The 12,052-nt window shown below is 61.0% G+C and carries 7 protein-coding genes, 1 tRNA gene, 1 other RNA gene and 1 pseudogene; 8 read left to right on the forward strand and 2 right to left on the reverse strand.

Features of this window, described 5'->3' with window-relative positions:
* The first annotated feature begins 203 nt into the window (after window positions 1-203).
* Window positions 204-1,244 (forward strand): isopenicillin N synthase family dioxygenase, encoded by a 1,041-nt coding sequence (locus tag AAZQ98_RS11875; RefSeq protein WP_434692523.1) that lies wholly within the window; start codon window positions 204-206, stop codon window positions 1,242-1,244.
* Between the two features lie 106 nt (window positions 1,245-1,350).
* On the opposite strand, the gene AAZQ98_RS11880 is transcribed toward AAZQ98_RS11875, so the two are convergent.
* Together AAZQ98_RS11880 and AAZQ98_RS11885 are read right to left on the reverse strand one after the other, a co-directional pair.
* The gene (locus AAZQ98_RS11880; RefSeq protein ID WP_434692525.1) at window positions 1,351-1,716 is read right to left on the reverse strand and encodes a VOC family protein; all 366 of its coding nucleotides are present in this window, start codon (window positions 1,714-1,716) and stop codon (window positions 1,351-1,353) included.
* 133 nt (window positions 1,717-1,849) lie between these two features.
* Window positions 1,850-1,934 (reverse strand) — tRNA-Ser (locus AAZQ98_RS11885).
* 188 nt (window positions 1,935-2,122) lie between these two features.
* On the opposite strand from AAZQ98_RS11885, the gene AAZQ98_RS11890 reads away from it, so the two are divergent.
* The 7 genes and pseudogenes from AAZQ98_RS11890 (at window position 2,123) to AAZQ98_RS11920 (ending at window position 11,696) form a co-directional block, all read left to right on the forward strand.
* Window positions 2,123-3,664: a DUF222 domain-containing protein gene (locus AAZQ98_RS11890; protein WP_434692527.1), complete on the forward strand. Its 1,542-nt coding sequence runs from the start codon at window positions 2,123-2,125 to the stop codon at window positions 3,662-3,664.
* Window positions 3,665-3,771: 107 nt separating this feature from the next.
* An RNA gene (ffs, locus tag AAZQ98_RS11895) (signal recognition particle sRNA small type) lies at window positions 3,772-3,868 on the forward strand.
* Between the two features lie 28 nt (window positions 3,869-3,896).
* The gene (gene gluQRS / locus AAZQ98_RS11900; protein ID WP_434692530.1) at window positions 3,897-4,814 is read left to right on the forward strand and encodes a tRNA glutamyl-Q(34) synthetase GluQRS; all 918 of its coding nucleotides are present in this window, start codon (window positions 3,897-3,899) and stop codon (window positions 4,812-4,814) included.
* A 12-nt stretch (window positions 4,815-4,826) separates the two neighbouring features.
* The gene (locus AAZQ98_RS11905) at window positions 4,827-8,498 is read left to right on the forward strand and encodes a DNA polymerase III subunit gamma and tau (protein WP_434692533.1); all 3,672 of its coding nucleotides are present in this window, start codon (window positions 4,827-4,829) and stop codon (window positions 8,496-8,498) included.
* Window positions 8,499-8,588: 90 nt separating this feature from the next.
* Window positions 8,589-9,179: pseudogene (recR, locus tag AAZQ98_RS11910) on the forward strand (recombination mediator RecR); the annotation flags it as partial.
* Between the two features lie 409 nt (window positions 9,180-9,588).
* Window positions 9,589-11,211: an MFS transporter gene (locus tag AAZQ98_RS11915; protein WP_434692535.1), complete on the forward strand. Its 1,623-nt coding sequence runs from the start codon at window positions 9,589-9,591 to the stop codon at window positions 11,209-11,211.
* Between the two features lie 8 nt (window positions 11,212-11,219).
* Window positions 11,220-11,696 (forward strand): MarR family winged helix-turn-helix transcriptional regulator, encoded by a 477-nt coding sequence (locus AAZQ98_RS11920; protein ID WP_105657995.1) that lies wholly within the window; start codon window positions 11,220-11,222, stop codon window positions 11,694-11,696.
* Window positions 11,697-12,052 lie beyond the last annotated feature (356 nt).

Genomic DNA, 12,052 nt, shown 5'->3' on the forward strand with positions numbered 1-12,052 from the left:
GAAGGCCACTTCCCGAGACGGCGCCGATTGGACCGGCCGGCAGCCGGACTCGCCGCGCAGTTGCCGGGCGAATGCTACACGCGAATGCGCATAATCAGACACGCAATGCGAAAAAGCAAGGATTGTTACGCCAAGGGAAACTTGGAGGAACCGGGCGTAACTTTAGCTGGTAACAATCGCGTCATAAGGTGCACTCTGGGTTTATGAACAACGTAGTCACCGAGATCCCACTGCTCGATATTTCTACCGCACGCAATGCTGACGGCTCCTTCAACAAGGATTTCGTTGCCGCGATTCGCGACGCCGCACACCGCGTCGGCTTCTTCCAGATCGTCGGATACAGCGCATATGCCGGGCAGGACCAGGAACTGCTCGACACCATCGCAGAATTCTTCCAGAAGCCCGTCGAGCAGAAAATCAAGCTCGATAACCGCAATAGCGCCCAGTTCCGCGGCTACACCCGGATGGGCACCGAAATCACCCGCGGCCGCGCCGATGCCCGCGAACAGATCGACTACGGACCCGAACGCGAGACATTGACGGTCGTTCCCGAGGACAAGCCGTACTTGAATCTGCAGGGCCCGAACCAGTTCCCTGCCGACTTCCCCCAGCTCGAAGAGCGCGCCATGGCGTGGGCCGAGCTGATGAACAAAACCGGCCACGAGCTGCTTTCGGCCATCGCCGTGGGCCTGGGCCTGCCCGAAGGCCACTTCGACGAGCCATTCGCCAACACCCCGTCATGGATGGGCAAGTTGGTGCACTACGTTTCGGGCGACGTCGTACCAGAGTCGGGCAACCAGGGCGTTGGCCTGCACGCCGACTACGGCTTCGTCACCCTGCTGCTGCAGGACCAGGTTGGAGGGCTGCAGGTGCAGCCCTACGGCCAGGAAGAGTGGATCGAGGTGCCGCCGACCCCGGGTGCACTGGTAGTGAACCTCGGGGAGATGCTCGAAGTCGCGACCAACGGCTACCTGATGGCCACCATCCACCGCGTCATTGCGCCACCAGCTGGCGTTGACCGCTACTCGGTGCCGTTCTTCTACTCCCCTCGACTGGATGCAGTGATCGACAAGGTCGAACTGCCAGCCGAGCTGGCTGCCGAAGCTCGCGGCGTCTCCGATGATCCGGAAAACCCAATGCTGGCTTCCTACGGCGCCAATGTGCTCAAGGGCTGGCTGCGAGCCCACCCGCAGACCGCGGCCATTCACTACCCAGAGCTGGCCAAGGGGCGCAAAAGCGCCTAGGCCGTGAGCTTCTGCAGGGATCAGGAGCTGCACACGCAAAACCTGTTGGCGTCGAGCTGGTGAGAGATTACCGGCCCGGCGCCAATAGGCATTTAAAGCGCCTCGCTTATTCGACGCTTGAAAGCACGCAGAATTCGTTGCCTTCAGGATCAGCCATCACGATCCAGCTCTCGTCCTCCCGCTGGCCCACATCGGCGTAGCTGGCCCCCAAAGAGATCAGGCGATCAGCTTCTTCTTGCTGCTGGGCGTTTTGAGGACGCAGGTCCAGATGGAGGCGATTCTTGATGCTCTTGGTTTCGGGCACTTGCGCGAACGTCAATTTCAGCCCGCCCTGGCCTTGGGATTTGGACCCAATACTGACCAAGCCGGCTTCTTCTTCCAATACGTCATAATTCAGCGCTTCGCACCAGAACCTCGCCACCAGCATCGGGTTCGCGCAGTCGACGGCGATTTCGCTCAATACACTTGCCATAGTCTTACCTTGCCGAAAGATTGCTGAACAGTTGCCACGGATACTACCCGCCAGGTTCTGGCAATGCCGGTAAGCGCAAAAAAATAATGTCCCGGCTCATCGTTTTCACGATGAGCCGGGACATTACATTCGGCGGAGGATAGGGGATTTGAACCCCTGAGGGCGTTAACCCAACACGCGTTCCAGGCGTGCGCCATAGGCCGCTAGGCGAATCCTCCTCAGTTTGCTCCGTGGAGCAGGATCCAGCATATCTAAATTCTCGCTCAATCACGAATCGGACGTTTCCACGTTGCTTCCCAGCTCATTCTTGAGGCGCCAAACCCCTGAAATTCGGTAATTTTGCACCTTTTCACCATCCCGATCTTTTCTCCAAAGGCTGCCGTTTGAACAGATCAATACTGTAAACATGAGTAAAAGAGAGGTATTTCACAGCCAAGACGACCCTCGCCGACTGCCCATCAGCCCGCCCGGGACAAGGAGCATCCCCGGAATCGATGGTCTTTGGGCCGCGAACCTGGACAAAGACAATCTCTTTACCCAGATCGCCGCTACCGCCATAAACCTTTATGACCAGTCGCCGGTCACTGCATCCGCCCAGGGCCTGGAGCGGCTGAAGACCATTGCCCGGCTGCACAGCATGCTGGATGCTGCCGAGGCAGCGGTGTTGGCCGATAGCTACGAATATTCGGTCGCCGAGACGATCAGCCACGGAACCCAAGAGCCGCTGTTGGATGACCCTGGCACAACGGAAGAAACAGCTGAAACTCATTCTGCCTACTTCTACGGTGTCAATCGCTCCGACGAGTCGCTGATCCGTTCTTCCTTTGTTGCTGAGGCATCGGTGGCAATGCGCTCCTCGGAAAAGAAAATCCAGGACAAGTTGTTCTTCGCCGAAGGACTGCGCCATCTTTGCGCAGACACTTTGGACGCCCTGAGCGTCGGTGAGATCACGACCAGATCCGCGCAGGAGATCGTCAAGCACTCTCAGGATCTGGCACCCGATGACGTGGCACTAATGCAACGAACCTTGCTGCCGATAGCGCGGCAGGCCGCTGACTCCGCGATAGCCCTACGTGCCAGGAAAATGCGTGAGCGATTGCATCCAAAGCCCATTGAAGAACGCCACAAGAAAGGTGCGGAGGACCGCAAGATCACCTATTGGCACGAGGCCAATGGAATGAGCGTGATTCAGCTGCATCTGCCGGTGGAAAAGGCGTTGGGCATTATCAATACGGTCAATTGGCATGCCGTACGCAATGTTGATCCAGCTGATAATCGGACCGAACAGCAACGACGGCTGGACATTGTTTGCGATGCGTTGCTCGATGGTTGGCCCGCAACCGAAGGGACCCCGCTCAAAGCTCGTGTAGCTGTCACGATTCCTGCGTTGGAAATGCTGGCCAACCCTAAACGCGCACTAGCTGACCTTGAGGGCTACGGGCCGATCCCAGTAGGGACAGCGCTGCTGATCGCAAAAGACGCCCCGTCTTTCATCAAGGTGCTCACCGATCCTTGGTCAGGGGCAGCTATAGACGTGGGCCGCGAAAAGTACCGTCCGTCCAAGGCGCTGCGTGATCTGCTGCGAAATCGGGATATCGTCTGCCGCTTCCCCGGGTGCAATCGGCCCGCCGAAGCATCCGAGATTGACCACATCGATGCATGGGCAAAGGGCGGGCACACTACGCGCAGCAATACGCATTTATTGTGCAAGCGGCATCAGATGTTCAAGCACGTGCTGGGATGGCAGGCCACCTATCTTCCGGACGGTTCAGTGAACTGGCGCTCCCCCAACGGCATGATCTGTGTTGAGCTTCCCGGCAGCGTCACCAGCGTCCAGAACTTCGACTTCGAGAAGGAGCAGACGCCCATGTTGCCTACCGTCCAGCTCAATGACCGCGTTCGACGCGTACTTGGGTGGCTAGAACCGCCTGAAGAAGCGACCGGCTGAGGACGAACATCATTTTTGGTCAAGATCTCTGAGCCATGATTTGCAAGCTGAGAGCAAGCGCACGCCTGCCGATTTTCATCCAAGCGCCAACCTCGGGTAGTATTTTTGGTGACCCCTCGTGTGGTGTCATCCTGTTGAACTCCCCCAGGACCGGAAGGTAGCAAGGGTAGATGGGCTCTGGCAGGTGCATGAGGGGTCTTTTACTTTCTTACGCAAGCCGAATGGAGTCCACGTGGGCGCTGGCCGTTTCGCCCCTAGCCCCTCGGGGCCACTCCACCTTGGCAATTTGCGCACGGCCATCCTCGCTTGGCTTTTCGCCCGCTCCTCGCAACGCAAATTCCTACTGCGCATTGAAGACTTGGATCGTGTTCGTTCCGGCGCCGAAGCCACCCAAATTGCTGAATTATCGTCCTTGGGCCTTGAATTCGACGGCGAAATCCTCCGACAGTCCGACCGCCTTCCGATTTATCTCCAGGCAGTTGAGCGGCTCAAGGCCCGCGGCTTGGTCTATGAATGCTTCTGCTCGCGCAAGGACATCGCCGAAGCCGGAAGTGCTCCGCATGCTGCGCCCGGTGCCTACCCGGGAACCTGCCGCGACCTGAGCGTCAGCGAACGCTCGGCTAAAGCGCAGAACCGTCCAGCCGCCTTGCGACTGCGTTCAGAAGTGAACGAATTTTCTGTTCATGACGAACTATTCGGCGATTACACCGGTGCGGTAGATGACTTCGTCCTGATCCGCAACGATGGAGCTCCCGCCTACAACCTTGCGGTTGTCGTCGACGATGCGTTCTCAGGCATCGACCAGGTCGTGCGCGGAGATGATTTGCTCTCTTCTGCGCCGCGGCAGGCCTACCTGGCAACGCTACTGGGCTACACGGTCCCGGCCTACGCGCACGTACCGCTGGCACTGAACACCAAGGGCCAGCGCTTGGCTAAACGCGACGGTGCAGTAACACTCGAAGAGATCACCGAACAAGGTGTGCATCCAGCCAACGTTGTGGCGATTTTGCTAGAGTCATTGGGCTTGCCCAGCACAAGTTTGCAGGCAGCCCTGGAAGCTTTCGATCCGGCGAATCTGCCACGTGAACCGTGGACCGTCGAACCATTGAATATTGTCCAACAGCTGATGCCTAAAGCATCAGGCAACTGATAGGGAACCGGTGTGAGTACAGCGCTATATCGCAGATATCGTCCCGATACGTTTGGCGACGTTATCGGCCAGGAGCACGTTACCGCGCCCTTGATGACGGCGCTGGAGAAGAACCGTGTCAACCACGCCTACCTATTCTCCGGTCCGCGCGGTTGCGGCAAGACGACTTCTGCCCGCATTTTGGCCCGTTGCTTGAACTGCGAGCAGGGCCCTACGCCCGTTCCTTGCGGCACCTGCCCAAGCTGCGTGGACCTTGCCAATGGTGGCCCGGGTTCGCTGGACGTCATCGAGATTGACGCGGCCAGCCATGGCGGCGTCGATGATGCCCGCGATCTGCGCGAGCGCGCAACCTTCGCGCCGACTCGCGACCGCTACAAGATCTTCATCATCGATGAGGCCCACATGGTCACGGCGGCAGGCTTCAATGCCTTGCTGAAGATCGTTGAAGAGCCACCGGCGCACATCAAATTCATCTTCGCGACTACCGAGCCGGAAAAGGTCATCGGCACCATCCGCTCGCGTACCCACCACTACCCATTCCGCCTGGTTCCGCCAGAGGCATTGCTGGCGTACCTGCAAGTGCTCTGCGAACGCGAGAGCGTCGCGGTAGCCGAAGGTGTACTGCCACTGGTGATCCGTGCTGGCGGCGGTTCGGTCCGCGACACCCTTTCGGTGCTGGATCAGCTGATCGCTGGTGCCCGCGATGGCAACCTGGATTACGAGACGGCCATTGCACTGCTGGGCTACACCCACTCGACACTGCTCGATGAGGTCACCTTGTCGCTGCACGAATCCGATGGTGCTGGTCTGTTCGGTGCGATTGACCGCATCATCCAGACCGGTCTGGATCCCCGGCGCTTCGTTGAAGATGTGCTGGAGCGCTTCCGCGATCTGATCATCGCCAAGGCCATGCCAGAAGGCCTTGAGAAGATCTTGCGCGGTGTCCCCGAAGACCAGCTTGAATCCCTTCGCTTGCAGGCTGGCCTGGTCGGTGCAGGCGAACTATCGCGCTGGGCCGATGTCACCAACAAGGCCCTGAGCGAGATGACCGGCGCAACTTCGCCTCGCCTGCACCTGGAATTGCTGGCCGCGCGCTTGATGCTGCCCGGTTCGCAGAATTCCGACAGCGCTTTTGCCGCTCGGCTGGATCGGTTGGAGCGCCATGCGATGACCGGTGGAGTGCTGCCTGCACTTGACGAGGCCGACGCTGCAAGTGCTGGTGCCTCAATGAACGCCACTCCTAACCCGGGCGCCGCGCGTCAGGGTGCTGCCGCAGTACGCGAAGCCCTGGCCGCCGCCAAATCCCGTCGTGAGGGTGCACCCGAACCGGCTGAAGCGCAGGGCGAACCAGTGGCTGGCGAACAGGCCCCACAGGTTCAGCCAAATCATGCCCAGCCGCAACCGCAGGCTCCCGAGGCTCCAGCGCAAATGCAGCAGCCAGCGCAGCACGCAGAACCAGTTCAAGCTCAGCGCACCGAGCAGCCTCAAGAGACTCCGCAGCCAGTTCCTGCCCCGCAGGAAACGCATCCCCAGCAGTCCGCGCCATCACAGCCACAGCCACAGCCACAGCCACAGCCACAGCCACAGCCACATGATGATGATCCAAATGCTCCGCTGGATCCAGGCGCGGCAGCGTCGCTGAACACTGGTGAAGCCGCTGACTGGGGCGCAACTTGGGGCCCAAAGGGCGAAAACTACTCGGTGACCACCGAGGTGCAGCCTGGTCCGAGTATTCCGGCAGCTCGTCCGGAAGGCGTGGCACCATTCAGCTTGGTTCCTGATCCTTCCAGCGGTGAAGACCTGTCATTCGGCACCGGGGTCTCCATTGATGACGTGAAGCAAAATCCTGCCATGGCCGAATTCGCACGTCGTGCGGCTGCCAACCGGACACCACAAGTACCGCAGTCGGCACAGCCGCAACAGGCACCAGAAGCTAGCCAGGCTGGCGTGGATGCTCAGCGCCACGCTGCCCACCAGGCGCAAGAACAAGCCCAACGCGAACAAGCTGAACGCGAAGCACAACAGCGCGCCGCACAAGAACAGGTCCAACGGGAACAAGCTGAACGCGAAGCACAACAGCGCGCCGCACAGGAACAGGCCCAACGCGAACAAGCTGAACGCGAAGCACAACAGCGCGCCGCACAAGAACAGGTCCAACGGGAACAAGCTGAACGCGAAGCACAACAGCGCGCCGCACAAGAACAAGCCCAACGCGCTCAAGCACCGCAACAGCAACAACAGGGTGCTCAGCAACCTCAACATGGTGCCCCTAGCGGGATGCCGCAGAGCCAGCCAGCACCACAGGACACCGGCTCACCGGTGGCGATGTTCCAGCAAGCGTGGCCAACGATCTTGCAGCAGTTGCAGGGCAGCTCGCGCGTCCTGCATTCCATGGTTGCCACCTATGGCTCTGTGGCAGGCTTCGATGGCCGCACCCTCACCTTGGCGTTCAGCAATACTGGCCCAATCGTGAATCTGCGCAACCGGCCGGATCTGATGAATACGCTGACCGGGGTTCTGTCCCAGGTCACCGGTGCACCGATCGAAGTGGTCCTCACCGAAGGCGGCTCCAACCCCAACGGTGGTGGTTCCCCAAAAGGTGAGCGCCGGCCAATCCCGGCGCCAACCCCAGCACCAACTAAGTTCACCAAGGCTGTAAGTTCTGCTGGGGCGGCTGCGCGCGCTGCGGCACGGGCCCAAGCTGCCGCTCCGGCACCGCAGCAGCGTCCGGTATCCGCTGTGCCAAGCTCGGCACCAGTCGCGCCTGCACCACGCGCCCATGACGGGTACGACAGCTCCTACGATGACGTCCCGCCTCCAGCGGATGAACCCTACTTCGACGAGCCACCGTTCCCAGATGACCCGTACTACATGCCAGCTGGTTCTGTTCCGGAAGCGCAGCAGGTGCAGCCGCAGCAACAGGCCCCTGCCCCGGCCGTGGCTCCGCAGCCGACCCCGGCAGCGCCAGCACCGGCGCCGGCGGCTAGTGCACCACGGAGTTTCGGTGGGCCTCCGGTGGCTCCCAAGCCCCGGATGACTGCTGGCATGACGGCGCGCCAGGCTGAGGGCGGTGTTCCGAACATTGCACGTCCGGTTTCTTCGACCCCGTTGCACCCGGAAAGCACCACCGATTCGTTCGGGAATCTAGCGGTTGGCGAATCCGAGCAGCAGGCTCCACAAGCTATGGCGCCATCAGCTCCATCGGTTCCGGAAGCCCCGGCGCCGCGGACTGCCCAAACGCAGCCGCAGGTCCGCCCCCAGCATCAGGAACAGCCTCGCCAGGAGCCGGCCGCACCGCTGCAACCCCCGGCAGCCCCGCAGCCGGCCCCTGAGTCCGCTCCGGGATGGGGCGCTCCACAGGCTGAACCGGCACCGGATCCTGCGGATTCGGCACGGGCGGCCTCAGGCCGCATGAGCCGATACCAGCAGCTGATGGACCAGGCGAAGAACGCACCCAGTGCGCCGGCGCCTGCCCAGGTGGCGCGCGGCTGGGGCGGTCCTGCTTCGGCTCCCGCGCCTGCTCCGGTGCAAGAGCCCGAGGAATTTGTCCCGAGCGACGATGATATCGAGGTCGAGGATTCGGCACTGATCGGTGTTCCAGCCGTGGAACGCCTGCTCGGCGGCATGGTCATCGAGCAGCGCGACGTCAACGGGAATGTAGTGGAAATCAAACGAAGCTTGTAGCCGGCACCACGGCGAACTGTCGGAGTGAGACACTAGGGTGTACCACGGAACAATTTCACAGTATTGAAGCAAGCTAGAAAGTAGGCGCACGTGTACGAAGGTGCTGTACAGGAACTGATCGACGAGCTCGGTCGCTTGCCTGGCATCGGCCCGAAGTCGGCTCAGCGCATTGCTTTCCACATTCTTGACGCCGATGCCGAGGACATGACCCGGCTCGCCGCCTCGATCCAGCTGGTCAAGGAAAAGGTGAAGTTCTGCGAGATCTGCTTCAACATCTCGGAGCAGGAAACCTGCGCCATTTGCCGCGATGAACGCCGTGATGGAACCAAGATCTGCATCGTGGAGGAGTCCAAGGACGTCCTGGCCATTGAGCGCACCCGGGCGTTCTCCGGCAAGTACCACGTGCTCGGCGGTTCCATTAATCCGCTGGCAGGCATTGGCCCGGAACAGCTGCACATCCGCGAGCTGGTAACCCGCTTGGCCGATGACTCGATCACCGAACTGATTCTGGCCACCGACCCGAATCTCGAGGGCGAAGCCACCGCCGTGTACCTGGTGCGCGCGCTAGCCCCTTTGGGCATCCACATCACCCGGTTGGCCTCCGGCCTGCCGGTGGGCGGCGATCTGGAATACGCCGATGAAGTGACCCTGGCCCGCGCCTTCGAGGGACGTCGCGCTGCCGGCCGCACCGCGCCGGGTCCGGCCCGCGCCAAGGCCCAGAAGCAGGGATCCGAGGAGCAGGCGCCGCAAGATCAGTCCGGAGAAGCTGCAGAGAAGCCGAAAGCCCAGCTATCCGAACCTCGCCTGCTGCACGTTGGCGGTGCGCCGGTTTCTTCCAGCAACGCTGGCGAAGGGCCTTCGCATCCGGTAGTCCCCGAGATGGATAGCCGTCGCAGCCAGTAGTTCTGGTTGCCTTGGAACGCTCTGCACTCTTCCGGTTCGCCGGCTTGAGCGCAGGGCGTTTTTCTATGCCAGCACGGTGATGTGGGGTGAAACACGCTTAGTTGATAATAGTCAACTATCGCCGTATAGTTGATATCAATCAACCATTCAGGCCCTCTATGCCTGACCCTAAATTTTTGGAGCTTCCATGACCGCAACCGCACCGGTCGCCAAGCCCAAGATGACTCACCGCGAAATCCTCACTGCCCTCACGGGCATTTTGATGGGCATGTTCGTCTCCATCTTGGCCAGCACCGTCGTTTCCAGCTCGCTGCCAGTGATCGTCTCCGATCTCAACGGCAGCCAGACCGCCTACACCTGGGTGGTCACCGCCACCTTGTTGGCGACCACCATCTCCACTCCGATCTGGGGCAAGCTCGCCGACCTGGGCAACCGCAAACTGCTGCTGCAGATCTCGCTCGGCATCTTCGTGCTGGCCTCGGCCGCCGCAGGTTTCTCGCAGGACACCAGCTTCCTGATCACCATGCGCGTCGTCCAGGGCCTGGCCGGTGGCGGCGTAGGCGCCTTGGCGCAGATCGTCATGGCCGATTTCCTCTCCCCCCGCGAACGCGGCAAGTACATGGGCCTGTTCGGCGCGGTCATGGCCGTTGGCACCGTGGGCGGCCCGCTGATCGGCGGCTTCGTTACTGACACCATCAACTGGCGCTGGAACTTCTTCATCGCCCTGCCTTTCGCCATCGCTGCGGTCATCCTGATCCAGCGCACCTTGCACCTTCCGGCCATGGCCAAGCGCAAGGTCAAGATCGACTACTGGGGCATCGTCCTGCTTTCCTCCGGCGTCTCGCTGCTGCTGATCTGGATGTCGCTGGGCGGCTCGCAGTTCGAGTGGGCCTCGACGACCAGCTACCTGATGATTGCCGGTGCGGTAATCCTGCTGGCGCTGTTCATTCTGGTCGAAGCCAAGTCCTCCGAGCCGCTGCTGAGCCTGGGCCTGTTCAAGAACCGCACCTTCACCTTCGCGGTCATCGCATCGCTGGCCGTTGGCGTTTCGATGTTCGGCACCTCGGTGTTCCTCAGCCAGTACATGATCATGGCCCGTGGCGCATCAGCCACCATGGCCGGCCTGATGACCTTCCCGCTGATGGGCGGCCTGCTGGTCATCTCCACCATCGGCGGTGCGATGATCTCGCGCACCGGCAAGTGGAAGGCACTGGTTGTCACCGGTTCGGTGCTGATCGTCGTTGGGCTGTTCCTGCTGGGAACCATCCACTACGACACCAACTACGCGTTGGTCGCCGCCTACATGTTCATCCTCGGCGCCGGCATGGGCCTTGTCATGCAGAACATGGTGCTGGTCGTGCAGAACTCGGTCCACGTCAAGGAACTGGGTGTAGCCTCCTCGGCCGTGAACTTCTTCCGCACCTTGGGCGGCACTGCGGGTACCGCAGGCCTGGGCGCCATACTGGCGACCACTGTGCCGAACATGATCGCCGACCGGCAATCCGATTTGGCCGCAGCCCTGGCTTCCCTGGGCGACCAAGCCAAGGAGCTGACCGCAGCATTGGGATCGGGCACCCTGCCTTCAGTTGGAGCGATGCCTGAACCGGTCCGCGTGATCTTCGAGTCCATCTACGGCGACGCAGTGCCTTCGCTGTTCACCATTGCCGCTCCGCTGTCGCTGCTCATCGTCGTGGCTGTCTGCCTGATCCCCAACCAGTCGCTGAAGACCCAGACTGCAAGTGAACGCATGCAGGAGCTGGCTGCTGAGGACCAGGACGCAGCCAAGGCAGAAACGCCAGCTGGCAACTAGGAGATCCGGTGCAGGTTTCAAGCAAAGCCGAAGACGTTCCCGCCGCTCAACGTCCCGATCTCTATGCCTCAGCCGAACAGGAGTTATTTTCACTGATCGCGCTGACGGCGCGTGCCAAGCGGGAACTGGCCACTCGGCTCGACAGCCGGCTCACCCCGGGATACCTGCCCGTGCTCGGGATGATTCTGCGCAGCCAACGCATCACCCAGTCTGAAATCTGCGAACACTTGCTGGTCGATAAAGCTGCGCTATCGCGCATGATCACCAAGCTGGAACAGCTGGCGCTGGTCAAGCGTGAAGTCGACCCGGAAGACCGGAGGGTGTTCCACATCCTGCCTACCGAGCTTGCGGTTGAAAGGTGGCATGAATGCTTCCAAGGGTGGCGTACAGAGCTCCGCTCGCGCATGACCAATTGGGACAATGAGGATCTGTCGGCACTCATCGACCTCCTGAGCCGATTGAATTTGGAAATCAAGTCCCTCTAGAGCGGTTCAATCCCAGGCCGGTCCTCTCGGAATTACCGAGAAGACCGGCCAGGGGCTTTTAAAGCCCACTACATGCACCGGCAGTTCACGGCTTCGCACAGCGCCCTCGCTCACGGCCCATTCCCCGGCGCCAGACAGCGGCGCCGCGGCCACCTTGTTGTTGGAGCTTGCCAGGTTTCGGTACATGGGCACTTCACTGGGCAGATCAGGGAAAATCGAAATCCGCACTGGTTCAAGAGTGGAAGGAATGGGCAGGCATCATGGATGCCGCGGGCCTGCGCGACATGACGCAGAACGAATGGATTCAGAGGCTGCTTCCGCTGATGCAGGACCCGCAGAAAAGCGGCAGGCTCCTG

Origin of the sequence: Glutamicibacter sp. Je.9.36 (assembly GCF_051129975.1) — a bacterium.
Lineage (GTDB): Bacteria > Actinomycetota > Actinomycetes > Actinomycetales > Micrococcaceae > Glutamicibacter.